Genomic DNA, 25,010 nt, shown 5'->3' on the forward strand with positions numbered 1-25,010 from the left:
CAGTGACGGGGGGTCGTGTCCCATTCAACCGCGCTGACCCAGGGACGCCGGGTATTGAGACGTGTGTCCTGTGTACACCCGTTTCGGCGGTTCCATCCCCCTGGTCGTACGGCGGGCGCGTCGACAGCAGCAGATCGGGGCTCCGGACCACGGCGACGGCGAGCGCCAGCCGGCGCGGGGCGCCCCTTCGTGGCTCGCTGCGCTCGCACCTCAGGGGGGGCGCTCTTGCTCCGCTCCCCGAGGAGGCCCGTGGTGCGGGGGTCTCTCGCCCCTCGATCGGACCCGCGTCAGTCGCCCCGTAGCCGGCGGAGGATCTCGACGTCGGGGTCGTCGGCGTCGCGGGAGCAGCCGGGGGTCTCGAGCACGAAGGGAACGCCCTCGGTGGCGGGGTGGGCGAGGAGCTCGGCGAAGGCGTCGAGGCCGATGTGGCCCTGGCCGAGCTTCTCGTGGCGGTCGAGGTGGGCGCCGCGCACGTCCTTGGAGTCGTTGGCGTGCACGAGCCGCAGCCGCTCGTGCCCGCCGACCTCGACCAGCCGGTCGACGGTGGCGGTGGTGCCGCCGGGCTCGTCGAGGGGGTCGCCGGCGGCGAAGACGTGGCAGGTGTCGAGGCAGACGCCGACCCGCGGGTGGTGGTCGAGGGCGGCGAGGTAGGCCTCGAGGTCTTCGACCCGGCCGCACAGCGAGCGGCCCTGGCCGGCAGTGGGCTCGACGAGCAGGTCGGGTCCGGTGTCGCCCAGCGCGTCGAGCAGCGGCAGCAACCCCTCGCGCACCTGCCGCATCGCGGTCTCGACGCTCCCGTCGGCGACCGCCGACCCGGTGTGCACGACCACCCCCTCGGCGCCGATCGCCGCGGCGCGAGCGAGGTTGTGGGCGACCGAGGCGACGGAGCGCTCGTAGGTGGTGACGGTGGGCGAGCCGAGGTTGACCAGGTACGGCGTGTGCACGAACGTCCGCACGCCGGCTGCGGCGGCGCCGTCGCGGAAGGCGGCGTCCTCCGTCGGGTCGCCGGCCGACAGCGCCCAGCCGCGCGGGTTGCCGACGAAGACCTGCAGCGTCTCGTGGCCCCGCTCGACGGCGGTGGCCAGCGCACCCTTCGCGAGGCCCCTACTGACCGCGAGGTGCGAGCCGACCGGGTTCCTGACCGTCATCGAGCCGGGAGCACCCGACCCGACACGGTGCCGATCTCGAGGTGCCCGCCGCGGGTCGACGGCGCGGTGTAGCGGATCTCGACCAGGTCGCCGTCGGCCAGCCACGGGCCCTCGTTGCGGGTCAGCTCGAGCAGGCAGCCGACCTCGTCGGCGTCGGAGATGGTGCCGGAGCCGAGCAGGTCGCCGGTGCGGAGCGTGGCCCCGTTGGAGGTCAGGTGGGCGAGCATCTGCGCGGGCGACCAGTACATCGCGGCGTACGACGGCCGGCTGACGACCTGGCCGTTGACGAGCACCTCGACCGCGATGTCGAGGCCCCGGGTGCGGCCGGGCCCGAGGTGGGCCGCGGGCTCGGGGTCCTGGCCGGGCAGCGGCACCCAGGCGGCGTCGAGCGCGGCCAGCGGGGTGATCCAGCAGGAGATGCTGGTGGCGAAGGACTTGCCGAGGAACGGGCCGAGCGGGCGGCTCTCGAAGGCCTGCAGGTCGCGCGCCGACCAGTCGTTGAGACCGACCACGCCGAAGACGTGCTGCGCGAGGTCGTCGACGCCGACGGGCTCCTCGGCACGACGGCCGACCACGAAGCCCAGCTCGGCCTCGAGGTCGAGGCGCTGCGTCGGCCCGACGTCGCCGGGCCCACGGATGCCGACCGGGCGACGTACGTCGGTGCCGCTCGCGACCACGGTGCCCGCCCGACCGTGGTAGCCGATCGGCAGGTGCTTCCAGGCCTCGGGCAGCGGCTCACCGTCGGGTCGGAAGAGGCCCCCGACGTTGGTCGCGTGGTGCTCGGAGGCGTAGAAGTCGACGTAGTCGGCGACCGCGAACGGCAGGTCGGGCTCGACCGTCTCGATCGGCACCAGGTGCGGCTCCACGCTGCTGCGCTGCGACTCGTCGGTGAGCATCAGGGTGAGCCGGGCGCGCAGCTCGTTCCACCAGCGCGGGCCCGCCGCCAGCAGCAGGTGGATGCGCGCGGTGCGCAGCATCGGGTGGTCGACCACGGCGGCGACGTCGAGGACCTGGTCGCCGATCCGTACGCCGATCCACCAGTCGTCGCGGTCGAGCGACGCCACCTCGGCGATCGGCAGGTGGTCGACGTCGAAGCCCGACCCCGTGGCGCCGGGCACCCAGCAGGTCGGCGGCGAGGTCGTCACCGGCAGAAGGTACCCACCGGTGACCCGGCAGTAGCGTGGTGACCCTCACCACGCGACGCGACGAGGAGCGGCGGGCATGGCGTACTACCGGCAGGTCGGAGAGGTGCCGCGGCGGCGGCACACGGCGTTCCGCGACGAGGCGGGCGGGCTGCGCTTCGAGGAGCTGATGGGCGAGGAGGGGTTCTCGTCCGACTCCTCGCTGCTCTACCACTCCGGCGTGCCCTCGGCCGTGGTCGCGAGCGAGGTCTGGGAGCTGCCCGACCTCACCACCACGCCCAACCACCCGCTCAAGCCGCGCCACCTGACGCTGCACGACCTGCCCGCCGGCGGCGACCCCGTGACCGGCCGTCGGCTGCTGCTGGGCAACGCCGACGTCCGGATCTCCTACGTCGTGACCGACGCCCCGTCGCCGTACTACCGCAACGCCGTGGGCGACGAGGTGGTGTACGTCGAGGACGGTCGCGGCACCGTCGAGACCGTCTTCGGCTCGGTCGACTACCGGGCCGGCGACTACGTCGTGGTCCCACGCGCCACGACGCACCGCTGGGTGCCGAGCGACGTCGACGGCGAGGTCAGCCGGCTCTACCCGATCGAGGCCAACAGCCACGTCGCGCCGCCCAAGCGCTACCTCTCGCGCTACGGGCAGCTGCTCGAGCACGCGCCGTACTGCGAGCGAGACCTGCACGGCCCCACCGAGCCGCTCGTGGAGGAGGGCACCGACGTCGAGGTGCTGGTCAAGCACCGCGGCCACGGGCCGTCGGGCCTCGTCGGCACGCGGCTGACGTACGCCACCCACCCGCTCGACGTGGTCGGCTGGGACGGCTGCCTCTACCCCTACACGTTCAACGTCGACGACTTCATGCCGATCACCGGCAAGGTGCACCAGCCGCCGCCGGTGCACCAGGTCTTCGAGGGCTGGAACTTCGTGATCTGCAACTTCCTGCCCCGCAAGGTCGACTACGCCGAGGGCGCGATCCCGGTGCCCTACTACCACTCCAACGTCGACTCCGACGAGGTGATGTTCTACGTCGACGGCGACTACGAGGCCCGCAAGGGCTCCGGCATCGACGTCGGCTCGATCACGCTGCACCCCGGCGGCCACGCCCACGGCCCGCAGCCCGCGGCGGTGGAGGCCAGCATCGGCGCGGAGTACTTCGAGGAGTCGGCCGTCATGGTCGACACCTTCAAGCCCCTCGAGCTCGGCGAGGCCGCCCTGGCCACCGAGGACCCCGGCTACGCCTGGACCTGGGCCGGCCGCACCCTGTAGCCCCCCGCTCCCTGAGGTGCGAGCGCAGCGAGCCTCGACGGGCCCCTTCGTGACGCCCGCTCGTCCCTCGCGGGCTCCTCAGGGAGCGACAGGGACCCCCGGACGCGCCGAGAGCCGGCCACCCACGCGGGGTGTCCGGCTCTCGGGGGCGTCGGTCCCGGGCTGGTGGGCCCGACGCGGTCAGGTCGCTCAGGCGGCCTGGAAGGTCTGGCAGGTGGCGGTGTCGCCGGCGGAGTCGATCGCGACGTCCTTGGCGGTGCACTCGAGCGCGGAGTTGAAGACGCACTCGCTGCGGTGGCAGGCGCCGACCGAGGCGGTGGAGTCGGTGCCGGCCTTGTCGCCGGCCTCGACGAAGGTGCCGCAGCTCGAGGCGTCACCGGTCACGGTGATGGCGCCGGCGTGGCAGTCGGTGTCGTGGTTGTAGGCGCAGCTGGTGGCGCTACAGGTGCTGACGATGGGGAGCGACATGGTGCTCATCAGGGGCCTCCGGCAGGGCTGGGGAACGCGGTCTGAGAACACCATGCACGACTTCTGGGAATGGTTCCAGCAAGAGAAGGCTTGCCTAAACCGCAGGTCAGAGGCGGTTTTCAGGTGAGGCTGGCCTAACTCGGTGCCGCCGTGGAGGCGAGCCGGCCGGCCCGTGCGAGGCACTCCCGCACCAGGTCGACGTACGCCGCCACGCCCGCGCCGTCGGGCGGTGTCGACCAGGCCGACCACGCCGTGCCCGCCGCGGTGAGGGCGACGTCGACGGCCAGGTCGGCTCCGAGCCGGTCGTCGGGGAACCGGGTCCGCAGCCACGCGCGCAGCAGGTCGGCGAACTCCCGACCCATCTCGGTCGCGCGCCGCTCGAGCGCCGGCTCGCTCGCGGTGAGCCGGCGACGCAGCACGATGCGCTCGGGGGTCTCGTCGACCAGGGCCTCCACGACGGCGACGACCGCCTCCCACGGCCCCGCCGACTCGGGCTGCTGCTCGAGCAGCAGCTCGACGAGCTCGCGCTCCTCGGGCGACGGGTCGAGCACGACCGCCTCCTTGGCGGCGAAGTAGTTGAAGAACGTGCTCCGCGAGACGCCGGCCGCCGCCGCGATCTGCTCGACGCTGACCTCGGCGTAGCCGCGCTCCTCGAAGAGCCGCCACGCGGCGTCGCGGATCTCGTGCCAGGCCGCGGCCTTCTTGTCCTCGCGCAGACCCACGGTGGACACCTCGCATGATCCGGGAATTTCTGGACACCATACAAACTTGTACGCCGTACAAGTTTCCGATCAGAACGAGGACGACCGTGACCCAGGCACCCGCCCGCCCGGACGCCACGACCGCGACGACCCCCACCCTCCCCCCGGGAGGAGCTCGACTGATCGGGCTGCTGGTGGCGTCGGCGTTCGTGGTGATCCTGAACGAGACCATCATGAGCGTCGCGCTGCCGCGCCTGATGACCGACTTCGGGATCACGGCGTCGACGGCGCAGTGGATCACGACCGGCTTCATGCTGACGATGGCCGTGGTCATCCCGTTGACCGGCTTCCTCATCAGCCGGTTCCGGCTGCGCACGCTGTTCACGGTCGCGATGTCGCTGTTCACCCTCGGCACGCTGCTCGCGGCGGTTGCGCCGAGCTTCGGGCTGCTCGTCGCAGGCCGCGTGGTGCAGGCCTCCGGCACCGCGGTGATGATGCCGCTGCTCATCACCACCGTGCTCAACCTCGTGCCGGCCGAGCGGCGCGGCCGGATGATGGGCACGATCTCGATCGTCATCTCCGTCGCCCCCGCCATCGGCCCCACGGTCGGCGGCGTGGTGCTGCAGCAGCTGAGCTGGCGCTGGATGTTCTGGCTGGTGCTGCCGATCGCCGTGCTCGCGCTGGTCGCCGGCCGGATCTGGGTCCGCGACGTCGCGGAGACGCGGCGTACCAAGGTCGACCCGGTCTCGGTCGTGCTCTCGGCCATCGGCTTCGCCGGCGTCATCTACGGCCTGTCGTCGATCGGCGAGGCGGTCGAGGGCGGCGCGCCGGTGCCGCCCGCGGTGCCGCTCGTGGTCGGTGCCCTGGCCCTGGTCGTCTTCGTCTGGCGCCAGCTGCGGCTCGGTGACGAGGCGCTGCTCGACCTGCGCGCCTTCGGCTCGCGCTCGTTCTCCGTCGCCGTCGGGCTCGTCATCGTCGCGATGATGGCGATGTTCGGCTCGCTGACGCTGATCCCGATCTACCTGCAGGACGCGCTCGACCTGAGCACCATGCGGACGGGGCTCGTGCTGCTGCCGGGCGGCGCCACCATGGGCCTGATGGCGCCGTTCGTGGGTCGGCTCTACGACCGGGTGGGGCCCCGCCCGCTGGTCACGCCGGGCGCGGTGATCGTGACGCTCGGCCTGTTCTCGATGAGCCGCTTCGACGTCGACACCGCGGTGTGGACCGTCGTCGCGTCCCACGTGGGCCTCAGCATCGGCGTCGCCCTGATGTTCACCCCGCTGCTGACCTCGGCGCTGGGCTCGCTGCCGCAGCAGCTCTACAGCCACGGCAGCGCGATCGTCTCGACGCTGCAGCAGGTCGCGGGTGCGGCCGGCATCGCGCTCTTCATCACGGTGATGACGCGGGGCGCGACCGCGGCCGGCGCCACCGGCGCGTCGCCGGAGGCGGCCGTCGCCATGGGCGTGCAGGACGCGCTCGGCTGGGGCGCGGTCATCGCCGCGGCGGTCGTGCTGATCTCGCTGCTGGTGCGACGCCCGGCTCCCGTCGAGGAGCCGGCGCGGGCCGCCTGAGCGCCGCTCAGGCCGGGACGTCGGCCTCCATCGAGATGAGGTACTCCTTCTTCATCTCGCGCCACGCCTCGTCGGTCATGGTGCGGCGCCAGTAGGGCGAGCACGACATGTCGGCCCGCGACAGGCCGCGGTCGAGCAGCAGGTGGCGGCGGATGCCGCGGATCTCGTCGGCCTCGCCGTGCACGAAGACGCACACGTCGCTCCCGGGCAGCTCGACCGTCTCGAGCTCGCGCAGCAGCCGCTGGGCGGTGCCGTCGCGGTGCAGCCAGCGCAGGTCGAGCTCGGCGTCGGTCGACAGGGGGACCTCGCAGTCGGGGCCGTCGCACAGCAGCAGCACGACCAGTCGCCTGCCCGCGGGCACCGCCTCCATCGAGGCGGCGATCGCCGGGAGGGCCGACTCGTCGCCGACCATGAGGTACGCCGCTGCGTCGGGACGCGGGTGGTAGCCACCACCGGGCCCCTCGAAGACCAGCACGTCACCCACCTCGGCCCGCGCGGCCCACGGCCCGGCGACGCCCTCGTCACCGTGCACGACGAAGTCGACGGCGAGCTCCTGCGCCTCGGGGTCCCACCAGCGCACGGTGTAGCGCCGGCGGGTCGGCCACCAGCGTCGCTCGTGCTGCTCGCGCACCGCCCTCGGGTCGAAGACCGGCCCGTACGGCGCCCCCGCCGGCGGGATCGCGACGTTGACGTAGGCGTCGGTCTTCGGGGGCATCGTGAACCCCTCGAGGCCCTCGCCGCCGAGGACGATGCGGACGAGGCTCGGGGTGAGCCAGGAGGTGCGGGTAACGCGGCCGTGCATGGGTCTCCGATGCTGAGTCTCGAGAAGGGGCTTGCGCACTTAGGCAAGCCTTACCTACATTGTACGCGGTGCTGGTCCCGCCCGTCCTGGGCTGGGTACGGGCGGGGCCCGCACCGCCATCCCAGTGCCCGTTCTCGCGGCCTTTCCGCTCCCTCGGCCTTCCGCTCGAACCTCCGCTCCCGGAGGTGCGAACGCAGCGAGCCACGAAGGGCGCCCACCCGCAGCACCGGCTGAGGCCCCCCGGACCCGGGTACGGCGCCCTCATGGCATCGGGCAAGCACACACCACCCAAGGGCGTCCAGGAGAACGGCAAGCGTGCCGTGAAGTGGATCGAGGACGGCAAGGCCGGCAAGGGCTTCACCGACACCGGCCGCCACCGAGCGGAGCAGCTCGCCAACGGCGAGGACCTGTCGGACGAGGACGTCTCAAAGATGCAGGCCTACTTCAAGCGGCACTCCGTCGACAAGGACGCCGAGGGCTTCACGAACGGCGACGACGGCTTCCCCTCGCCCGGCCGCGTCGCCTGGGACGCGTGGGGCGGCGACGAGGGCGAGCGCTGGGTCAAGGGGATCGAGGTCTGAGCGTCGGCCCGTGCTCCCGCACGAGCTCGCGCGCCGCCGCGAACTCCTCGGGCGTGCACGGGTAGGCGGTGCGGCGGGCCATCCGCAGGATCGGGTGGCTGGCGAACGCCGACTCCCGCAGCTCGAGCACCGACACCGGGTCGTGCACGACGTACGCCGACACCGCGAGGTCGACCCAGGGCTTGGCGTCGGGCTCGACGTGCGGGTCGCTCGTCACCGTGGCGACCGCGTGGACGCCGCGGCGTCGAGGGTCGCGGTTCGCCATCCAGACCAGCACCTCGTCACCGGCGGCGATGCGCCGCTGGATGCCGGTCACGCACCAGCGCGTGATCGGGTCGGTGAAGAGCCGGCCGGGGTCGTCCCAGCGGGCGGGGTTGCCCTGGACAACCCAGTGGCGGGTCAGGGCCGCTCGGGCTTCGAGCCGCCGGCGACCTCGTAGCTCCAGACCTCGCTGTGGGTCGAGACCGGCCGCTGCGGCGCCTCGCCGCCGGCGCGCTCGGCCGCCGTACGGTGCCCCTCGGCGAAGCCGGGCGAGGACAACCACCCCTGGAAGGCGTCCTCGTCGCGCCAGCGGGTGATCACCAGCCACTGGTCGCGGTCGTCGGTCGGCTTGAGCAGCTCGAAGCCCTCGAACCCGTCCGCGTCGTCGACCGCGCCCGCGCGCGCCGCGAACCGGTGCGCGAGCTCGTCCCCGGACCCCGCCGGCACGGTGATGGCGTTGATCTTGATGACGCTCATGGCGTCAGCCTAGGTGGGGGATGCGCACCCTTCGTGGCTCGCTCCGCTCGCACCTCAGGGAGCGGGGCACCGGCTCGCTCCGCTCGCACCTCAGGGACCGGCGCACCCGCTCGTACTCCTCGCTCCCTGAGGAGCCCGCGAGGGACGAGCGGGCGTCACGAAGGGCGCATCGACCGTACGGGACGGTGGTTCGGTCCACGCCTCGCAGGTCCGGGCGGTCGGGAACCCTGCGAGGCGTGGACCGATGAGGGCGCGGGCCGCCGCTTCGTCCCGCCGCCGGTCCCTGAGGTGCGAGCGCAGCGAGCCACGAAGGGGCGGCCGCGGCTAGGCCCGGCGACGCGAGGCGAACGAGACGGCGAGGCCGAGGACGACGAGGAGGGCGGCGAGGCCGAGGCCGACGAGGACGAGGAGGTCGAGGCTGGCGGTGACGCCGTCCCAGACGGCTCCGCTCAGCGGGCGGTCGGCGGCGGCGACGGCGCCGACGACGCGGTCGCGGGCGAAGCCGAGCAGGAGCAGGGTGACGCCGAGGGTGACGGCGCTGGTGACGCCGACCAGGGCGAGCGTGCCGCCGCGACGGGTCGAGAGCAGCAGCGCGAGCGCCACGAGCACCAGCCACGCGGCGGGGGCCCAGACCCGCGCCGTGTCGAGGACGTCGTACGCCGAGCGTGCCTGCTGCACCTGGTCGCCCTGGAGCACCGTGACCGGTACGGAGACCTCGGGCGCCGACACCTGGATCGGCAGCGACCCGCTGACCTCCCGCAGCACGCTGTCGACGACGGAGCCGAGGTCGAGCACGACGTCACCGTCGCGGCCACCGCCACGCAGCTGGGCGAGCAGCTGGCGGTGGGCGTCGGCGTTGGCGGCCTCCCAGGCGGGCCGGAACTCGGGGTTGGTGACGACGGTGCGGACGCCCGCGGCGATGGCGGGGCGGAGGTCGGCGGAGCCGGCGTCGAGGGGGAGGTTCTGCTCGACGGTGCTCAGCGTGCGGTCGGTCAGCGTCTGCTCGAGGGCGTCGACGACCTGGGCGTCGGTGGCGAGCGGGCCGACGGTCTCGACGTAGCGGTCGGTGTCGTCGACGACCGTCCCGAGCCACGCCGCGACCACAGCGACGGGCAGCACCAGGCAGGCCACGAGCGCGAGCAGGGAGGCGAAGAAGGTCCTCACGCAGCGGGCCAGCCCGCGAGCACGACCTTGCCCACTGCGGTGTGCGACTCGACGTGCTCGTGGGCGCGACGGAGCGTGGCGGCGTCGATCCCGCCGAAGACGTCGTCGGTGGTGGTGCGCAGCGTGCCGTCGTCGACGAGCCGGGCGACCTCGGCGAGCAGCCGGCCCTGCTCCTCCATGTCGGGGGTCTCGAACATCGACCGCGTGAACATGAACTCCCAGTGCAGCGTGCCGCTCTTCTGCTTCAGCGGGCTGGCGTCGAGCGTGCCGGGGTCGTCGATGACGCACAGCGCACCCTGGGGGGCCAGCGCTTCGCAGAGCTGGTCGTAGTGCTGGTCGGTGTGGGTCAGGCAGGCCACGAGGTCGACCCCGGTGACGCCGAGCTCCTCGAGCTGCGGGCCGAGCGGCTTGCTGTGGTCGACCACGTCGTGGGCGCCGAGCGAGCCGACCCACGCGGTGGTCTCCGGGCGTGACGCGGTGCCGACCACGCGCAGGCCGGTCAGGCGGGCGGCGAGCTGCACGAGGATCGAGCCGACGCCGCCGCCGGCGCCCACCACGAGCAGGGTCTGCCCGGTGCCCCCACCGCGCTCGACGCCGAAGCGGTCGAAGAGCATCTCCCACGCCGTGATCGAGGTCAGCGGCAGCGCGGCCGCCTGCGCGAAGTCGAGGCTCGCGGGCTTGGCCGCGACGATCCGCTCGTCGACGAGGTGCAGCTCGCTGTTGCCGCCCGGGCGGGTGACCGAGCCGGCGTACCAGACCTCGTCACCCTCGGCGAAGCCCGTCACGTCGGGGCCGACGGCGCGCACCACGCCGCTGACGTCCCAGCCCAGCACCTTGTGCGTCGCGCCCTCCGGCGGCTCGGCCTTGCGCCGCTGCTTGGTGTCTACAGGGTTGACGGAGATGGCGCGCACCTCGACGAGCAGGTCGCGGCCGGTCGGCTCGGGGTCGGGCAGCTCGACGTCGTCGAGGACGTCGGGCTCGCCGGGGGAGCGGTAGCCGATCGCGCGCATGGAGCCTCCTGGGGACGGGACGGGTGCGGCCAGGATGTACCCCTACGCCAGCGACCGCACCAGCAGCACGAGGGCGGAGGCGCCGCAGACCACCAGCACGAGCGGCCGTACGACGCCCGGGCTCAGGCCGCGGCGCAGCACGCCGGTCAGCGTGGTGCCGACGAGCAGCACCGGCACCATCAGCGCGGCCACCTGCACCTGCTGCCAGCCGAGCTGGCCGGTCGTCAGGAGCCCGACGAGGCTCATCGCCGAGCCGAGGCAGAAGTAGACGGCCAGGGTGGTGCGCAGCTGGCGTGGCGGACGGTGCGAGAGCAGCAGCGCGAAGGGCGGCCCGCCGATCGAGCTGGTGGTGCCGGTGACGCCGCTGACGAGGCCGGCGAGCGAGAGGGTGCCGCGGTTGACGGGCACCGCGACGGTGCGCGCGCTCAGCAGCACCGCCAGCAGCACCATGAGGCCGACGGCGATGCCGAGCTGGCGGTCGTCGGCCACGGCGACGAGCCCGACGCCGACCGCCGTACCGACCACGCGGGTGGGGAAGGTCCAGCCGATGCTGCGCCAGTCGATGTCGTCGCGCTCCCGGGCCAGCGTGATCAGCGGGTACGTCGAGACGAGCAGCAGCATCGTGCCGGGCATCAGCTGGGGCGCGACCAGGGTCATCACGGGGGCGGCGACCAGGCCGAGGCCGATCCCGACCACGCCCTGCACGAGCGACCCGACCAGCACCGCCAGCGCGATCGCGACGAGGGAGCCGGTGGCGACGTCGAGCACGCCCCACCCTCACACGGCACGCTCTCGGCGCGTTCTCGGGCTGCGTTCAGGTCCACCCGGCACCATGGACGCTCGCACCGGGGAGGGAGACCCATGTCGCGCACGACCACCCGCCTCGGCGTCGCCCTGGGCGTCGCCGTGGCCAGCGCCGCCGCGCTCGTCGCGACGTACGCCGCGGCGGTGCGCACTGCCGCAGGTCAGGCGCTCGACACCGCCGTGATGGTGCGCCTGGGTGACCTGGTCGGCTCCTCGACGCTGCCCGCCGAGGTGCTCGGCCTGGTCTCCCCGACCAGCGTGCTGCTCGGCACGGTGCTCGTGGTGCTGCTCGGCCTCGTGGTCGGCGGTCCCCGCGCCGCGGCGGCGGGCGGCCTGACCGTGGTCGGCGCCGTGCTGGGCGCCCAGGTGCTGAAGGAGGTGCTGGTGCGGCCCGCCCTGCTCGACGTGTCGTCGGCGTACGGCTCCAACAGCCTCCCAAGCGGCCACACCGCCGCCGTCGCGGGCCTGGCCGCCGGCCTCGTCGTCGCCCTCGGCCTGCACGGCCGCGCGTGGGCCTGGCTCGTCGCCGGCTCCCTCGGCTGGCTCGCGGGGATGGCGACCGTCGCCCTGCAGTGGCACCGCCCCAGCGACGTCGTGGCCTCCCTCCTGCTCGCCACCGGCGTCGCCGCCTCCGCCTGGCTCGCCACCGGCCTCGCCCGCCCCACCCCCGAACCCACCTACGCCCGCGCCGCCTGAGGCCGAACCCGCCCCCTGAGGTGCGAGCGAGCCTGTTCCGCTCCCTGAGGTGCGAGCGGAGCGAGCCACGAAGGGCGCGCCCCTTCGTGCCACCCGCTCGTCCCTCGCGGGCTCCTCAGGGGGCGGTACTGCCACCCGCTCGTCCCTCGCGGGCTCCTCAGGGGGCGGTACCTGCCGCCCGCTACTCCGGCCGCACGAGCAGCGCCAGCACCCGACCGAACAGGTCGTCGGGGACGTGGGCGGGGTCGAGCTGCTGCTCCATCGAGAAGCCGTGCGACAGCGCGAGGAGCACGGTCGCGAGCTGCTCGGGCGGGAGGGGGAGCGTCGTACCGGTCTCGTCGGCGTTGGCGACGATGGCGGCGGTGATGGTGTCGCGCAGCTCCTGGCGGTGGCGGAGCAGGGTGCCGTCGCGCTGCTCGGCGCGCACGGCGCGCTGCCACAGGTCGACGAAGAGCAGGTGCCACTCGGGCTGCTGCAGGTAGCTGCGGCTCAGCTCGTCGCCCAGCGCCTGCGCCCGCTCGGCCATCGACCCGCCCGACTCGACGGCGGCGAGGCCGACGTCGAGGTTGGTGCGGAGGTTCTCGGCCACCATCGCCTCGACGAGGTCGGCCTTGCCGGCGAAGTTGGAGTAGATCGCGCCCTTGGTCAGCCCCGCCTCGGCCGCCACCTCGTCGAGCGAGGCGGCGTCGATGCCGCGGCGGGCGAAGACCTGGGCCGCGGCGTCCAGGAGGGTACGGCGCACCTCGGCCCGCGGCGGGCGGCGACGGGCAGCGGGGGTTGACACGTGAGGGACGATACTCACAAGTATTGGATACCGTGCGGTATCGAACTGACTGGAGGCCCACCGTGCAGCTGCTCGACCACGCCGCGTCCGCGACCCGCTGGGGCCTGGGGCACGCCCTGCCGCGGTACGGCGTCCGCGCCGGCGCCCGGCGCGGCGACCTGCAGGCGCGCCTCATCGAGGCAACAGCGCAGCCCAGCCCCGACGGCTCGCTGCCGATGGACCTCATCGAGGAGATCCGCGCGCAGGGTCCGCTGCACCGCTCGGCCTTCGCCTTCATCACCGCGAGCCACCCGGTGGTCAAGCAGGTGCTGACCAGCCCCGACGTGCGCGCGGGCATCGACTTCGGCGGCCAGGGGCTGCTGACGCCGATCCGTCGCTGGGCCGAGCGCGACGTGCCGATCGGGCCGATCACGCCGCCGTCGCTGCTCGCGGTCGAGCCGCCGGAGCACACCCGCTACCGCAAGCTCGTCACCCGCGTCTTCAGCGTCAAGGCGGTGCAGCAGCTGCGCGAGCGCACCCAGGAGATCGCCGACAAGCTCATCGCCGAGCTCGACCCGAACGAGCCCGTCGACCTGGTCGACCGCTACTGCGCGCAGCTGCCGGTCACCGTCATCGCCGAGATCCTGGGCGTCCCCGACAAGGACCGCGGCCGGGTGCTCGAGTTCGGCGAGGGCGCAGCGCCGAGCCTGGACCTGGGCCTGGGCTGGGGCGAGTTCCGCCGGGTCGAGCGGTCGCTGCGCTCCTTCGAGCGGTGGCTCGACCAGCACCTCGCCGAGGTGCGTCGCAACCCCGGCGACGACCTGCTGAGCCAGCTCGTCGCCGCCCAGGACGACGACGGCGTCGAGCTCGACGACCTCGAGCTCAAGGCCACCGCCGGGCTGGTGCTCGCGGCCGGCTTCGAGACCACCGTCAACCTGCTCGGCAACGGCATCGCGCTGCTGCGCCAGCACCCCGAGCAGCTCGAGCGGCTGCAGGCCGAGCCCGACCTGTGGGGCAACGCCGTCGACGAGGTGCTGCGCATCGACCCGCCCGTGCTGCTGACCGGGCGCACCGCCGCCCGCGACACCGAGCTCGGCGGCCGCGAGGTCCCCCGCGGGTCGGTCGTCACGACGCTGCTCGCCGGCGCCAACCGCGACCCCGAGGTCTTCGACGACCCCGCCCGCTTCGACGTGGGCCGGGCCAACGCCGACCAGCACGTGTCGTTCTCGTCGGGTCGCCACTACTGCCTCGGCGCCGCGCTCGCCCGCATGGAGGGGGAGGTCGGGCTGCGCACGCTCCTCGAGCGCTACCCCGACCTCGCGCTGCAGCCCGGGGCACAGCGGCGTACGACCAGGATCCTGCGGGGGTACGCCGCCCTCCCCGCCCGCCTGGCCCCCTGAGCCATGCTGGAGGGGTGCTGAGCCTGCTGCCCTCCCGCGAGGACCTCGACCTCGCCCGCCGGCTCGCGCTGCTGCGCGCCGGAACGGTCGGGCTCGCGCTGCTGGGCGACCCGGTGGCGCGGCTGTTCCAGGCGCCGTGGCGCTACGACCCCTACGAGACGTACGCCGCCCTGCGCGCCCGCGGGCCGCTGGTGTGGAGCCGCTCGGGGATCTGGGTGGCGACCGACTTCGCGACCTGCGACGCGGTGGTGCGCGACCGGCGGTTCGGGGTGCAGCTGTCGAACGGCCAGCAGCCCTTCGACGTCACCGGCGGGCCCATGGACCCCCAGGCCGAGGTCAACACCCTCGAGCTCTCGCTGCTCGGCCTCGACGACCCCGACCACGCGCGGTTGCGACGCCTGGCCACCCCGGCGTTCTCGGCACGGCGGGTGGCGGCGATGCGGCCGACCGTCGAGGCGACGGCCGCGCGGCTGCTCGACCGGCTCGACCTCTCCCGCACGACCGACCTCATGACCGACTTCGCGACCCCGCTGCCCGTGGCCGTGATCAGTGATCTGATGGCGATCCCGCCGGCAGACCAGCAGCGGCTCGCCGCCTGGGGCCGCACCCTCGGCGCCGCGCTCGATGGGGTGTCGTCGGTCGGTCACGCCAAGAAGATGTACGCCGCCCAGGCCGACCTGCGCGAGCTGTTCGACCGGCTGCTCGACGAGCGCCGTCGCGAGCCCGGCGACGACCTGCTCAGCCGCCTCGTCGATCCCACGTTGGTCGAGCCTGTCGAGACCACCGCCGACGAGGTGGTCTCGCTCGCCCAGCTGCTGCTGCTCGCCGGGTTCGAGACCACCACCAACCTCATCGGCAACGCGCTGCGCCACCTGCTCGCCCACCCCGAGCAGCTGTCCGCGGCGCGGCGTGACCCGGCGGCGCTCGTCGCCGAGACCCTGCGCTACGACCCGCCCGTGCAGCTGACCGGCCGGGTCGCCCACGAGCCGCTCGAGCTCGCCGGCCACCGCATCAAGCGCGACCAGGTCGTGCTCGTGCTGATCGGGTCGTCCGGGCGCGACGCCGCGAAGCACGACGACCCCGACACCTTCGACGTCGCGCGCCCCGAGCCCGAGACGCTCGCCTTCTCCGGCGGCGCGCACTACTGCGTCGGTGCGTCGCTCGCCCGGCTCGAGGGCGAGGTCGCGCTCGGCATGCTGCTGAGGCGCTTCCCCGACCTCCGCCTCGCCGGCCGCCCCGTCCCCCGCTCGACGACGGTCATCCGCGGCCTCCAGCGCCTCAGCGTCCGCGCCTGACCCGGCCCGGGGTCTCGTGACAGGACTCGTCCTTCCTCGACCACCGGGGCGAGGAGGCACGCAGCCGTCTCCTCTGCTCCCTGAGGAGGTTGCGCAGCAACCGTCTCGAAGGGCTCAGCCCACGAGCCACCGCACGAGCAGTGCCACCCCTGCCGCCACGGCGGAGCCGACCCCCACCAGCGCCATGACCAGCCCGAGCCGGCCCTCGGCCGACCAGGTGCGCTTCCAGCCCGCCGCCTGCAACGCCTCGCGCACCGGCCGCTGCAGCTCGCGTTGGTCGAAGGTCCAGTCGACCTGCTCGCCGACGGAGCCGTCGGCGCCCACGCCGTACTCCTTGCGGAAGCTGACCTCGAACGCCTGGCCCGAGAACGCCTTGGCCGTGCCCCTGACCCGGGGCCGCAGCGCGCCGTCGACGCCCGCCGACCACGAGACCGACAGGGTGCGGTCGACCACGGCGGCCTGGCCCTGCGTCGTCGAGACGACGTCGTGCGTGCGCACCTCCTTGACGCCGCGGGCACCCATCGGGCCGAGGAACCGTGCGTCGGCGAGGTCGGCCCGCACGCGGATCCGGCCCGGCACGTGCAGCACGACGTACGGCGCCTCGACGACGCGGGCGGCGATATCGCCGGCCAGCTGCTCCTCGGTCCACGGCTTCGGGGCGTCGCCCGCCGGCCGCGGCTCGACCTCGCGCATCGCGTCGTCGTCGTCGCCGATGTCCTGCTGGCGCTTGATCCCCGGGATCGCGGACCCGATCCCGAGGCCGATCAGCAGGCACAGGGCACCGGCGACAAGCATGGTGGCCCGGTCCTCGCCACCCAGGGTGAACGACACCGCCAGGAAGATGCCGCCGAGGAGCACGAACACCGCTGCCAGGATCGCCCCGATCCACCACGTCTTCGTCACGTGCCCACCCTCCCAGCCGCCCGCCCGCCGCGTCCGGTCGTGACGGAGACCCGCCGCTGGGGTTGTGAGGCGAATTGTCGGTTCTTCTGACACGTCCCACCCCGTTCGCCCATCCTCGACACGTCGACGGGGGAGGTCGGGATGAGCGAGCTGGCGGTGCCGTCAGGTGGGACCACGGTCGTCCGGTGGCGACGTTTCGGCCACGACCGGCTCTACGTCAAGGACGCGGCCGGTGCCGACCTCGGCTACTGGGACCTCGCGAGCGAGACGGCCCACCCGTCGGAGGAGCGCTGGCGCGTGAAAGTGGTGACAGCCGCGGCTGCCTGGGCAGGGCGGCCGGCACCTGCGGCCGCAGCTCCGCCGCGGGTGGAGGAGGCTGTCGAGCGTCCGTGGGTCGACCTCGCCGGCAACCGTCCCGGTGAGTCGGTCAGGAAGGTCGCCGACTCGTTCCAGGCTGCAGCGCCGGTGCGCACCGCCCTCGGCCGGATGCTCGGCGTGCGCACCGAGGCCACGACGTGGCGCCAAGGCGCCGTCGGCGAGGAGAAGGTCGGCGGCCAGCTGGCCAAGCTCTGCCGCAAGGATCGGCGGTGGCGGGTGCTGCACGCCATCGACGTCGGGAGCCAGGGCTCCGACATCGACCACCTGGTCATCGGACCGGGCGGAGTCTTCACGCTGAACGCGAAGCACCACCGCGGAGCCGAGATCTGGGTCGGCGGCAACACCGTCATGGTCAACGGTCAACGTCAGCCCTACGTGCGCAACGCCCGGTTCGAGGCCGACCGGGCGGCCCGGCTGCTCGGTGCGGTGTGTGCGCATGCCGTTCCGGTCAAGGGCGTCGTCGTGCCGGTCAACGCTCGCGACGTCGTCGTGAAGGCGCAACCGGTCGACGTGCAGGTCGTCCCTCGGCTCCAGCTGGTGGCCTGGTTGCTGCGTCACGGCGAGATCCTCGACGACGAGCGGATCGACTCGATCTACGGCGCCGCGCGCCGCTCCACCACCTGGCGGCCGTAGGGCGACTGGCAGTTCGCACCTCCGCCGAGCATGGCCCAGTGCCGGCGCGGGGGAGGGCGGCGTACGCGGGCGAAGTGCCCGTCGTTCGACGCCGTACCCTGGCGGGCGGCCCACGCCCAGCACCAGGAGCACGCAGATGAGCACCCCCGACCGCCGCCCACGACGCACCTTCGCGGTCATCAGCCACCCCGACGCCGGCAAGTCGACGCTCACCGAGGCGCTCGCGCTGCACGCGCGCGCGATCCAGGAGGCGGGGGCGGTGCACGGCAAGGCCGGGCGCAAGGGGACCGTCTCCGACTGGATGGAGATGGAGCAGCAGCGCGGCATCTCGATCACGTCGGCGGCGCTGCAGTTCGAGTACGACGGCCACGTCGTCAACCTGGTCGACACCCCGGGCCACAGCGACTTCTCGGAGGACACCTACCGCGTCCTCTCCGCCGTCGACTCGGCCGTGATGCTCGTCGACGCGGCGCGGGGCATGGAGCCGCAGACGCTCAAGCTGTTCAAGGTGTGCGCGCTGCGTGGCATCCCGGTCATCACCGTCATCAACAAGTGGGACCGTCCGGGCCTCGACCCGCTCGAGCTGATGGACCTCATCGAGCAGCAGATCGGGCTGCGGCCGACGCCGATCACGTGGCCGGTCGGCGAGTCGGGCGACTTCAAGGGAGTGCTCGACCGCACGACCGGCGAGTTCGTGCAGTACACCCGCACCGCCGGCGGCGCGACCATCGCGCCGGAGCGCCGGATGAGCTCCGACGAGGCGCTCGAGGTCGAGGGCGACTACTGGGCGATGGCGGTCGACGGCCACGAGCTGCTCGCGGCCGACGGCGCCGACCACGACCAGGAGGCGTTCCTCGCGGGCAGGACGACGCCGGTCATGTTCGCCTCCGCGCTGCTCAACTTCGGCGTCGCCCAGCTGCTGGAGCGCCTGCTCGAGCTGGCTCCCGCCCCTCACGCACTCGAGACCGTCGACGGGCCGCCGCGCGCGCCGGAGGACGAGTTCAGCGCGTTCGTCTTCAAGGTTCAGTCGGGGATGAACGCCGCCCACCGCGACCGCCTCGCCTACGCCCGGGTCTGCTCCGGCACCTTCGAGCGCGGCATGGTCGTGACGCACGCGCCGACCGGCAAGCCGTTCGCGACCAAGTACGCCCAGGCGGTCTTCGGTCGCGAGCTCTCCTCGGTCGAGACCGCCGCGCCGGGCGACATCATCGGCCTGGTCAACGCCAACGCGCTGCGCGTGGGCGACACGGTGTACGTCGGCGACCCCGTCACCTACCCGCCCATCGCGACCTTCGCGCCCGAGCACTTCGTGACGTGCACGGCCACCGACATCAGCAAGGACAAGCAGTTCCGCAAGGGCATCGACCAGCTCGACCAGGAGGGCGTCGTCCAGGTGCTCCGCTCCGACCTCCGCGGCGACCGCTCGCCGGTGCTGGCCGCGGTCGGGCCGATGCAGTTCGAGGTGGTGCAGGCGCGGATGGAGGCGGAGTTCAACTGCCCGGTCCGGCTCTCGCCGCTGCCCTTCCAGCTGGCGCGGCGTACCGACAAGGACGCCCTCGACGTGCTCGCCACCATCCGCGGCGTCGAGGTGCTCGAGCGGGCCGACGGCTCTCTGCTCGCCCTCTTCCCCGACCAGTGGCGCGCCACCAAGACCGAGCGCGACCACCCCGAGATCACCCTCGAGGCCCTGGCCGCGGGGTGAGGCGGGTCGGCGTCACACCCAGTACGTGTCGTGGCGCAGCATGAACGCCGCGCGCTGCTCCTCGGTCATCTCCTCGCCGCGGGCGAGGGTCTCGAAGTAGTCCTCGCGAGGGCCGCCGGGGGCGAACATCAGCAGCATCGACGCGCGGTCGCCGCCGCGGAAGCCGTGCACGCCGCCTTCGGGCACGTAGAGGAAGTCGCCCGCCCGGGCGGGCGTCCAGCCGCGGCCGTCGTACAGCCTGACCTCGCCCGACAGCACGTAGAACTGCTCCGCGATGGTGCGGTGGAAGTGGGCGTCGGGGCCGGTCTCGTCGTCGCCGAAGTTCCACCGGTAGAGGCCGAACCGCTCGCGGGTCTGGTCGCCCGTCGCGAGGTACTCGCACGTCCCGCCGGTGCGGTAGACGACGTCGGGCTCGGCGTCGGTCGCGCGAAACCATGCGCTGACCTCGCCGTCGTACGTCGGGGGCGGGTAGCTGCGCGGCATCGACATCGCGTCAGTCTGCGTGACCCCACGCCCGCAGCACCAGGTCGAGCCCCTCGAGCGCGCGCTGCCACGAGGCCTCGGAGCCGGGCGTGGAGTGGTCGAAGCCGCCGGCCGACTCGAGCGCGATGAAGCCGTGGGTGGTCGCTCCGATGAGTCGTACGGCGTGGGTCGCGTCGTCGCCGGCGACGCCGTACCCGTGCAGCACGGCTCGGGCGAGGGCGGCGTGGCGGGGGCCGGCGCTGTCGGCGGCCTGCGACGGGGTCAGCCGCAGCCGACTGGCCGAGTAGCGGCCTGGGTGGGCGCGGGCGTACGACCGGTAGCTGCCCGCCAGCGCGACCAGGGCGTCGTACCCGCTGCGACCGGCCATGGCGTCGGCCGCGAGGTCGGCCATCTCGGCCAGTGCGGCCAGCGCGACGCGGGTGAGCAGGTCCTCGGAGCCGCCGACGTGCGAGTAGAGGCTCGGGGTGCGTACGCCGAGCCGGCGCGCGAGCTCGCTGACGGAGACGGCGTCGAAGCCGATCTCGTCGGCGAGGTCGGCGGCGGCGTCGACGACGCGGTCAGGGCTCAGCGGCACACTGTTAGTCTAACGCCTAACAGTGTTAGGAGACATCATGCAGGTCCCGGACGAGACGACCGTCCGCAAGGCGTTCGTCAACAGCACGCGCAGCCGGGCAGCGGCGGCGAACTTCCCGCCCACGTGGCCGGAGGTGGCCGACGACCTCGTCGCGTGGGAGGACCCGAAGGCGCCGCAGCGCGCCTACCTCGTGCCCGACCCCGAGCTGGTCGGCGCCACCATCGCGCTGGAGCTGCGGCTGACCGGGGGCCTGCCCTCGGCGAAGAAGACGATGTGCGACCTGTGCCGCACCCAGGACGCACCCGACGGCTCCCGCCTCGTGGTCGCGCCGCGGGCGGGGGCGCGCGGCAAGGCGGGCGACAGCGTCGGGCTCTACGTCTGCACCGACTTCGCCTGCGCGCAGCGCGCCCGGGCCAGGCGCAAGGAGCACCAGGTCTCGGTCACCGGCCGCCCCGACACCCGGGTGCCCGAGCTGCGGGAGCGGCTGCTCGCGTTCGTCGAGCGCGTGCGCGCCTAGGGCGTACGTCGCCGCTGCCACCAGGTGACCGCGAGGAGCAGGGGCACCGCGACGACGACCGTGACGGCGGACTGGACGAGGCCCTGGACGGTCTCGCCGCCCTGCAGCACGAGTGCGAACCCGCTCGCCACCCCCACCGTCACGCCGGTCGCCACGGCGGCCGGGACCGAGAAGGTGAGGTCGGCGTCCGGTTCCCCCCGCGGCCAGGTCAGCAGGTGGCCGGCCACGAGCGTCGCGCCGAACGCGACCGCCCAGACGGCCGGCAGCACCCGCCCGAGCGCGAGGCAGACGACCACCACAACGAGCAGCACGGCCAGCGCGAGCGCCACCACCGACCGGGTACGCCGCAGCCGGCTGTCGGGCGGACCGAGCCAGGTCACCATGCGCCCACCACATCACACGCCTGACGTCGCGCCAGGGGGGTAACCAGGGGCGTGGACACCCCAGACCCCCGCACCGCCCTCGTCGTCGGCGCCACCGGCATCGCCGGCTCCGCGCTCTGCCACCAGCTCGTCGACGAGGGGTGGCGGGTGCTCGGGCTCTCGCGCAGCGGCCGGGTGCCGGTGGAGGGTGTCGAGCCGGTCTCGGCCGACCTGACCGACGCCGACGCGCTGCGCGAGGCGCTGGCGCCGTACGAGCCGACGCACGTGTTCGTCACCGCCTGGATCCGGCAGGACACCGAGGAGCAGAACATCGAGGTCAACGGCGGCCTCGTGCGCGACCTGCTCGCCGCCGTCAGCGGCACGGGCGTGCAGCACGTGGCGCTGCTGACCGGGCTGAAGCACTACCTCGGGCCGTTCGAGGCCTACGGCCAGGGCGAGGTGCCCGACACGCCGTTCCACGAGGACGAGGAGCGGCTGCCGCACGACAACTTCTACTACGCGCAGGAGGACGAGCTCTTCGCCGCCGCCGAGCGCGACGGGTTCACCTGGAGCGTCCACCGCGCGCACACGATCATCGGCCACGCCGTCGGCAACGCGATGAACATCGGGCAGACCCTCGCCGCGTACGCCGCCCTCTGCCGCGAGACCGGCCGTCCCTTCACCTTCCCGGGCTCGGAGACGCAGTGGAACGGCGTCACCGACCTGACCGACGCCGGCATCAACGCCGAGCAGATGGTGTGGGCCGCGACCACGACCGAGGCGGCCGACACGGCGTACAACATCGCCAACGGTGACGTGGTGCGGTGGCGCTGGCTGTGGCCCCGGCTGGCCGAGCGGCTCGGCGTCGACTGGGAGGGGTACGCCGACGCCCCCCGCCCGCTCGAGGAGCAGGTCGCCGCGCTGGACGACGCCGACGGCACCTGGTCGGCCATTGCGGAGCGCGAGGGGCTCGTCGAGGCCGACCTGTCGCGCGTCGCGTCGTGGTGGCACACCGACGGCGACCTCGGCCGCGACATGGAGTGCCTGACCGACATGACCCGCAGCCGCGAGCGCGGGTTCGCGGCGTACCGCTCCACCCTGCACGCCTTCACCGACCTCTTCGACACCCTCGAGGCCGAGAAGGTCGTCCCGGCCCCGCCCGCTCCCAGAGGAGCCCGCGAGGGACGAGCGGGCGTCACGAAGGGCGCGGCACCGGCCCGACGCCCTTCACCCGTCCCGGCACGACCGCCGCGTGCTGCTGACCCGGGCCCAGCCCGTCACGCGCGGCGAGCCGGTCGGCCACCCAGCCGGTGACGAACCCGTAGACCGACTTGTGCAGCAGGTCGATCACGAGCTCGTCGCGGGGCCAGGTGGGAGGCGGGGCGCCTACGCCGGTGGCGTTCTCGAGCAGCTGGTCGTTGGTGAGCCGCACGACGGTGAACTTCGCCGACGACCACGGCCCGCGCAGCCCCGCCTGCGCCATGGCCGAGCGCAGCACGCCGAGCACAATCGCCTGACCCGCGTGCATCAGCAGGTTCTCGCGGCGCGACTCCGTCTCGGGCATCCCGCCGACGCGCTCCATGGTGCGGGCGGGCACGAACGAGTCGGGCCGCCCGGTGACCGCCTGCTCCAGCCGCTCGCCGAGCGTCATCGCCACCACGCCGACGGTCCCCGCCGTCAGCCCCTGCCAGACCACTCGTCGCCACTGCACCGCAGGGCGATACCCACTCGCGTCAGTCAGCGACGTGCGCCGCCACGGCGAGGTGGTCGGATCCGCCGAGCCGGTGCGTCGCGACCTCCGTGATCGTCAGGCCGCGGCCGACGAGCACGTGGTCGAGCTGCACCTTCGGCGAGGGCGAGGGGTACGTCGCCCCGGCCGCCGCCGCGGTCAGGCCCGACGCCACCGCCGCGACGGGACGGGGAAGGTTGAGGTCGCCCAGCAGCACCGTCGGTCCGGGCAGCCGCGCCGCCCACCGCACCACCTCGCGCAGCTGCTTGACCGCCCGCGTCGGGGCGAACGACAGGTGCGTGCTGACCACAGTCACGTCGTCGAGCACCGCGGCCAGCGCGACCCGCGGCTCGTCAGGCACCCACAGCACCTTCCCGGGCTCGGTCGGCACCGGGAGCTTCGCGTTCGACGGCTCGAGGTGCAGCTCGTGCCAGGCGACCACGGGGCGGCGCGTGGCCAGGGCGACGCCGTACGACGCCTGCACTGGGTCGCCCCCCGTGGCCGCGACGACGCCCTCGGGGGACCCGGGCGAGCCGTGGACCGCCGCCGCGAACCGCACCTCGCACCCGAGCGCCGCACCCAGGTCGGCCGCCTGGTCGGCCGAGCCGGAGCGGGGGAGCAGCCGGTCGACCTCCTGCACGGCCCACACGTCGGCGTCGACGGCTGCCGCGGCCGACACCCAGGACGCGTGGTCGTGGGTGCCGTCGAGCAGCCGGCCCGAGGCGGCGTTGGCGGTGACGACGCGAAGGCTCACGACCGGTCAGTGCCCCGCTAGCGTGCGGGCATGGGCGACGACGCCGAGCTGTTGCGGCGCTTCCACGCCGCGACGTCGGGCCAGGAGCTGGTCGGGCTGCGCGACCTCGCCTCGATGCTGCTCGGGCCGGGTGAGGCTGCGGAGCGCCCGCGGCTGCGCCGGGCACCGCTGCGCGACGTACGGCTGCTGACGCTGCGGCTCGAGCTCGACCACGCTGAGCCACCGATCTGGCGCGAGGTCGAGCTGCGCTCCGACCTGGTGCTGGCCGACGTGCACGCGGTGGTGATGGCGGCGTACGGCTGGGCCGACCGGCACCTCCACCGCTTCTCGCTCGGCGGCGGGCCGTTCGACCAAGGCGGCGAGCTGTTCCTGTGCCCGTTCGACGTCGACGAGGGGGAGGACGTCGGCGACGGGGCGTGGCGGGTGCGGCTCGACGAGGTGGTGCGCGACGCGGGCGACGTGCTGCGCTACGTCTACGACTACGGCGACATGGTCGAGCTGACGCTGCGGGTCGTCGCGGTGCGCCCCGCTCCTGACGACGCGCGGCTGGTGGTCGCGACGGGCGGGTCGCGCGCGGCGCCGCCGGAGGACTGCGGCGGCCTGACCGACGCCGTCGACCTCGCCGGCGTGCTGCCCGACCCGGCGCGCTTCGACCTGGTCGAGCTTGAGGCGGCGCTGGGCTCGATGTACCTCGACCTCCGTCGCCGCGGCGTCCACCCGCTCCTCGCCGAGCTGTGCCAGCGGCTGCTGCGCACCGAGTCGGGAGACGACCTGCCGCTGCGGCTTCTGGGCTCGTCGGCCCCCGACCCCGACGACGCGGCGCTCGCGGCGGCGTACCGGCCCCACCGCTGGCTGCTCGACCGCGCGTACGGCGACGGCATCCCGCTGACCGGTGCCGGCTACCTCCGGCCCGCCGACGTCGAGGCGCTCGCCGACCTCGTGCCGGGCGTGCGTGGCTACCCGGGCGCGAGGACGCGTGAGGTGCACCTGCCGCCGCTGCTCGCCTTCCGCGAGTCGCTGCAGACGCTCGGCCTGCTGCGCAAGCGCAAGGGCCGGCTGCTGCTGACCAGGGCCGGCGACGTCGCCCGCCGCGACCCCGGCGCGCTCCGCGCCCACCTCGCCGACCGGCTGCGTCCCGACGACAGCAACCGGTTCGCCCTCGAGGCGTCGCTGCTCGTCCTGGCGTACGCCGCCACCGCCCCCGGCGGCGCGCTCCCGCTGGCCCGCATCGCGCGCATCCTCGGCGAGTTCGGCTGGTCGAACGGCGGCGAACCCATCAGTCGCTTCGCCCTGAGCCACGTCGTCCGGGACTGCTGAAGGTTCGATTGTCATCTGATCTGTGGCGACATCTGTCGCCGCTGGAAGGATGTCGACCATGCCCGCTCCCCACCCCAAGGAGTTCCGCGACGACGTCGTCGCGGT

General features: G+C 73.7%; 28 protein-coding genes. 11 read left to right on the forward strand and 17 right to left on the reverse strand.

The features are described 5' to 3' along the window. Positions 1-287 precede the first annotated feature (287 nt). Together ACYU8I_RS10975 and ACYU8I_RS10980 are read right to left on the reverse strand one after the other, a co-directional pair. Entirely contained in the window at positions 288-1,148 is an 861-nt protein-coding gene (locus ACYU8I_RS10975) for a deoxyribonuclease IV (RefSeq protein ID WP_460840577.1), read from the reverse strand. Beyond that, positions 1,145-2,293: a fumarylacetoacetate hydrolase family protein gene (locus ACYU8I_RS10980; protein WP_460840580.1), complete on the reverse strand. Its 1,149-nt coding sequence runs from the start codon at positions 2,291-2,293 to the stop codon at positions 1,145-1,147. The genes ACYU8I_RS10975 and ACYU8I_RS10980 overlap by 4 nt, the downstream gene beginning before the upstream one ends. 76 nt (positions 2,294-2,369) lie before the next feature. Between ACYU8I_RS10980 and ACYU8I_RS10985 the strand changes: the two genes are divergently transcribed. Then, positions 2,370-3,560 (forward strand): homogentisate 1,2-dioxygenase domain-containing protein, encoded by a 1,191-nt coding sequence (locus ACYU8I_RS10985; RefSeq protein ID WP_460840582.1) that lies wholly within the window; start codon positions 2,370-2,372, stop codon positions 3,558-3,560. A gap of 189 nt (positions 3,561-3,749) precedes the next feature. On the opposite strand, the gene ACYU8I_RS10990 is transcribed toward ACYU8I_RS10985, so the two are convergent. Together ACYU8I_RS10990 and ACYU8I_RS10995 are read right to left on the reverse strand one after the other, a co-directional pair. Next, complete coding sequence (locus ACYU8I_RS10990; RefSeq protein WP_460840584.1) at positions 3,750-4,037, reverse strand: DUF1540 domain-containing protein; 288 nt, start codon at positions 4,035-4,037, stop codon at positions 3,750-3,752. Between the two features lie 125 nt (positions 4,038-4,162). Continuing rightward, the gene (locus tag ACYU8I_RS10995) at positions 4,163-4,750 is read right to left on the reverse strand and encodes a TetR/AcrR family transcriptional regulator (protein ID WP_460840586.1); all 588 of its coding nucleotides are present in this window, start codon (positions 4,748-4,750) and stop codon (positions 4,163-4,165) included. 86 nt (positions 4,751-4,836) lie between these two features. On the opposite strand from ACYU8I_RS10995, the gene ACYU8I_RS11000 reads away from it, so the two are divergent. Beyond that, a complete protein-coding gene (locus tag ACYU8I_RS11000; protein WP_460840587.1) occupies positions 4,837-6,300 on the forward strand; it encodes an MDR family MFS transporter in 1,464 nt (487 codons plus the stop codon). A 7-nt stretch (positions 6,301-6,307) separates the two neighbouring features. On the opposite strand, the gene ACYU8I_RS11005 is transcribed toward ACYU8I_RS11000, so the two are convergent. Next, positions 6,308-7,102 carry a siderophore-interacting protein gene (locus ACYU8I_RS11005; protein WP_460840589.1) on the reverse strand — a complete coding sequence of 265 codons (795 nt, stop codon included), beginning with the start codon at positions 7,100-7,102 and terminating at the stop codon, positions 6,308-6,310. Positions 7,103-7,365: 263 nt separating this feature from the next. Here ACYU8I_RS11005 and ACYU8I_RS11010 point away from each other — a divergent pair, with 263 nt between their 5' ends. Next, the gene (locus ACYU8I_RS11010; RefSeq protein ID WP_460840591.1) at positions 7,366-7,683 is read left to right on the forward strand and encodes a hypothetical protein; all 318 of its coding nucleotides are present in this window, start codon (positions 7,366-7,368) and stop codon (positions 7,681-7,683) included. On the opposite strand, the gene ACYU8I_RS11015 is transcribed toward ACYU8I_RS11010, so the two are convergent. The 5 genes from ACYU8I_RS11015 to ACYU8I_RS11035 all read right to left on the reverse strand — a co-directional run bounded on the left by ACYU8I_RS11015 (position 7,664) and on the right by ACYU8I_RS11035 (position 11,363). Beyond that, entirely contained in the window at positions 7,664-8,128 is a 465-nt protein-coding gene (locus tag ACYU8I_RS11015) for an EVE domain-containing protein (RefSeq protein ID WP_460840639.1), read from the reverse strand. The two genes, ACYU8I_RS11010 and ACYU8I_RS11015, sit on opposite strands and share 20 nt — an antisense overlap. Beyond that, positions 8,083-8,421: an antibiotic biosynthesis monooxygenase family protein gene (locus ACYU8I_RS11020; protein ID WP_460840594.1), complete on the reverse strand. Its 339-nt coding sequence runs from the start codon at positions 8,419-8,421 to the stop codon at positions 8,083-8,085. Before ACYU8I_RS11020 ends, ACYU8I_RS11015 begins: the two co-directional genes overlap by 46 nt. Before the next feature lie 324 nt (positions 8,422-8,745). Continuing rightward, complete coding sequence (locus ACYU8I_RS11025; RefSeq protein ID WP_460840598.1) at positions 8,746-9,585, reverse strand: hypothetical protein; 840 nt, start codon at positions 9,583-9,585, stop codon at positions 8,746-8,748. Next, entirely contained in the window at positions 9,582-10,595 is a 1,014-nt protein-coding gene (locus tag ACYU8I_RS11030) for a zinc-binding alcohol dehydrogenase family protein (protein WP_460840603.1), read from the reverse strand. The genes ACYU8I_RS11025 and ACYU8I_RS11030 overlap by 4 nt, the downstream gene beginning before the upstream one ends. Before the next feature lie 42 nt (positions 10,596-10,637). Beyond that, positions 10,638-11,363, reverse strand: coding sequence for a sulfite exporter TauE/SafE family protein (locus ACYU8I_RS11035; RefSeq protein WP_460840606.1), 726 nt, complete (start codon positions 11,361-11,363; stop codon positions 10,638-10,640). A gap of 93 nt (positions 11,364-11,456) precedes the next feature. Between ACYU8I_RS11035 and ACYU8I_RS11040 the strand changes: the two genes are divergently transcribed. Next, entirely contained in the window at positions 11,457-12,095 is a 639-nt protein-coding gene (locus ACYU8I_RS11040) for a phosphatase PAP2 family protein (RefSeq protein WP_460840609.1), read from the forward strand. 181 nt (positions 12,096-12,276) lie between these two features. Here ACYU8I_RS11040 and ACYU8I_RS11045 read toward each other — a convergent pair whose 3' ends face one another. Continuing rightward, positions 12,277-12,879, reverse strand: a complete 603-nt coding sequence (locus ACYU8I_RS11045; RefSeq protein WP_460840612.1) for a TetR/AcrR family transcriptional regulator — start codon at positions 12,877-12,879, stop codon at positions 12,277-12,279. A 62-nt stretch (positions 12,880-12,941) separates the two neighbouring features. Here ACYU8I_RS11045 and ACYU8I_RS11050 point away from each other — a divergent pair, with 62 nt between their 5' ends. Further along, entirely contained in the window at positions 12,942-14,258 is a 1,317-nt protein-coding gene (locus ACYU8I_RS11050; protein ID WP_460840614.1) for a cytochrome P450, read from the forward strand. 14 nt (positions 14,259-14,272) lie between these two features. Then, the gene (locus tag ACYU8I_RS11055; RefSeq protein WP_460840616.1) at positions 14,273-15,553 is read left to right on the forward strand and encodes a cytochrome P450; all 1,281 of its coding nucleotides are present in this window, start codon (positions 14,273-14,275) and stop codon (positions 15,551-15,553) included. Between the two features lie 114 nt (positions 15,554-15,667). On the opposite strand, the gene ACYU8I_RS11060 is transcribed toward ACYU8I_RS11055, so the two are convergent. Continuing rightward, a complete protein-coding gene (locus ACYU8I_RS11060; RefSeq protein WP_460840617.1) occupies positions 15,668-16,456 on the reverse strand; it encodes a hypothetical protein in 789 nt (262 codons plus the stop codon). Positions 16,457-16,597: 141 nt separating this feature from the next. Here ACYU8I_RS11060 and ACYU8I_RS11065 point away from each other — a divergent pair, with 141 nt between their 5' ends. Both ACYU8I_RS11065 and ACYU8I_RS11070 read left to right on the forward strand, forming a co-directional pair. After that, positions 16,598-17,467, forward strand: coding sequence for a nuclease-related domain-containing protein (locus tag ACYU8I_RS11065; RefSeq protein WP_460840619.1), 870 nt, complete (start codon positions 16,598-16,600; stop codon positions 17,465-17,467). A gap of 136 nt (positions 17,468-17,603) precedes the next feature. Then, positions 17,604-19,169, forward strand: a complete 1,566-nt coding sequence (locus ACYU8I_RS11070) for a peptide chain release factor 3 (RefSeq protein ID WP_460840620.1) — start codon at positions 17,604-17,606, stop codon at positions 19,167-19,169. A 12-nt stretch (positions 19,170-19,181) separates the two neighbouring features. Here the strand turns inward: ACYU8I_RS11070 and ACYU8I_RS11075 are convergent, their stop codons facing one another. Together ACYU8I_RS11075 and ACYU8I_RS11080 are read right to left on the reverse strand one after the other, a co-directional pair. Next, on the reverse strand, positions 19,182-19,658 hold the full coding sequence (locus ACYU8I_RS11075) for a cupin domain-containing protein (protein WP_460840622.1): 477 nt from the start codon (positions 19,656-19,658) through the stop codon (positions 19,182-19,184). Between the two features lie 4 nt (positions 19,659-19,662). Beyond that, complete coding sequence (locus ACYU8I_RS11080) at positions 19,663-20,226, reverse strand: TetR/AcrR family transcriptional regulator (protein WP_460840624.1); 564 nt, start codon at positions 20,224-20,226, stop codon at positions 19,663-19,665. Positions 20,227-20,263: 37 nt separating this feature from the next. Here ACYU8I_RS11080 and ACYU8I_RS11085 point away from each other — a divergent pair, with 37 nt between their 5' ends. Further along, on the forward strand, positions 20,264-20,743 hold the full coding sequence (locus ACYU8I_RS11085) for an FBP domain-containing protein (protein WP_460840625.1): 480 nt from the start codon (positions 20,264-20,266) through the stop codon (positions 20,741-20,743). Here the strand turns inward: ACYU8I_RS11085 and ACYU8I_RS11090 are convergent. Continuing rightward, a complete protein-coding gene (locus ACYU8I_RS11090) occupies positions 20,740-21,126 on the reverse strand; it encodes a hypothetical protein (protein ID WP_460840628.1) in 387 nt (128 codons plus the stop codon). The genes ACYU8I_RS11085 and ACYU8I_RS11090 overlap by 4 nt on opposite strands. Before the next feature lie 51 nt (positions 21,127-21,177). On the opposite strand from ACYU8I_RS11090, the gene ACYU8I_RS11095 reads away from it, so the two are divergent. Then, complete coding sequence (locus tag ACYU8I_RS11095; protein WP_460840630.1) at positions 21,178-22,419, forward strand: SDR family oxidoreductase; 1,242 nt, start codon at positions 21,178-21,180, stop codon at positions 22,417-22,419. On the opposite strand, the gene ACYU8I_RS11100 is transcribed toward ACYU8I_RS11095, so the two are convergent. After that, positions 22,301-22,816 carry a hypothetical protein gene (locus ACYU8I_RS11100; protein WP_460840632.1) on the reverse strand — a complete coding sequence of 172 codons (516 nt, stop codon included), beginning with the start codon at positions 22,814-22,816 and terminating at the stop codon, positions 22,301-22,303. The two genes, ACYU8I_RS11095 and ACYU8I_RS11100, sit on opposite strands and share 119 nt — an antisense overlap. A 22-nt stretch (positions 22,817-22,838) precedes the next feature. Next, positions 22,839-23,588, reverse strand: a complete 750-nt coding sequence (locus ACYU8I_RS11105) for an endonuclease/exonuclease/phosphatase family protein (RefSeq protein ID WP_460840634.1) — start codon at positions 23,586-23,588, stop codon at positions 22,839-22,841. 30 nt (positions 23,589-23,618) lie between these two features. Between ACYU8I_RS11105 and ACYU8I_RS11110 the strand changes: the two genes are divergently transcribed. Beyond that, complete coding sequence (locus ACYU8I_RS11110) at positions 23,619-24,905, forward strand: plasmid pRiA4b ORF-3 family protein (RefSeq protein WP_460840637.1); 1,287 nt, start codon at positions 23,619-23,621, stop codon at positions 24,903-24,905. The last annotated feature ends 105 nt before the right edge of the window (positions 24,906-25,010 follow it).

The organism is Nocardioides marmoraquaticus, assembly GCF_054777915.1.

What these genes read in the sequence shown, in the direction of transcription:
- ACYU8I_RS10975 (WP_460840577.1), bottom strand. Translation starts at nt 1,148, where the DNA reads ATGACGGTCAGGAACCCGGTCGGCTCGCACCTCGCGGTCAGTAGGGGC.
- ACYU8I_RS10985 (WP_460840582.1), top strand. Translation starts at nt 2,370, where the DNA reads ATGGCGTACTACCGGCAGGTCGGAGAGGTGCCGCGGCGGCGGCACACG.
- ACYU8I_RS10990 (WP_460840584.1), bottom strand. Translation starts at nt 4,037, where the DNA reads ATGAGCACCATGTCGCTCCCCATCGTCAGCACCTGTAGCGCCACCAGC.
- ACYU8I_RS11005 (WP_460840589.1), bottom strand. Translation starts at nt 7,102, where the DNA reads ATGCACGGCCGCGTTACCCGCACCTCCTGGCTCACCCCGAGCCTCGTC.
- ACYU8I_RS11010 (WP_460840591.1), top strand. Translation starts at nt 7,366, where the DNA reads ATGGCATCGGGCAAGCACACACCACCCAAGGGCGTCCAGGAGAACGGC.
- ACYU8I_RS11020 (WP_460840594.1), bottom strand. Translation starts at nt 8,421, where the DNA reads ATGAGCGTCATCAAGATCAACGCCATCACCGTGCCGGCGGGGTCCGGG.
- ACYU8I_RS11030 (WP_460840603.1), bottom strand. Translation starts at nt 10,595, where the DNA reads ATGCGCGCGATCGGCTACCGCTCCCCCGGCGAGCCCGACGTCCTCGAC.
- ACYU8I_RS11040 (WP_460840609.1), top strand. Translation starts at nt 11,457, where the DNA reads ATGTCGCGCACGACCACCCGCCTCGGCGTCGCCCTGGGCGTCGCCGTG.
- ACYU8I_RS11065 (WP_460840619.1), top strand. Translation starts at nt 16,598, where the DNA reads ATGAGCGAGCTGGCGGTGCCGTCAGGTGGGACCACGGTCGTCCGGTGG.
- ACYU8I_RS11070 (WP_460840620.1), top strand. Translation starts at nt 17,604, where the DNA reads ATGAGCACCCCCGACCGCCGCCCACGACGCACCTTCGCGGTCATCAGC.
- ACYU8I_RS11075 (WP_460840622.1), bottom strand. Translation starts at nt 19,658, where the DNA reads ATGTCGATGCCGCGCAGCTACCCGCCCCCGACGTACGACGGCGAGGTC.
- ACYU8I_RS11085 (WP_460840625.1), top strand. Translation starts at nt 20,264, where the DNA reads ATGCAGGTCCCGGACGAGACGACCGTCCGCAAGGCGTTCGTCAACAGC.
- ACYU8I_RS11090 (WP_460840628.1), bottom strand. Translation starts at nt 21,126, where the DNA reads ATGGTGACCTGGCTCGGTCCGCCCGACAGCCGGCTGCGGCGTACCCGG.
- ACYU8I_RS11110 (WP_460840637.1), top strand. Translation starts at nt 23,619, where the DNA reads ATGGGCGACGACGCCGAGCTGTTGCGGCGCTTCCACGCCGCGACGTCG.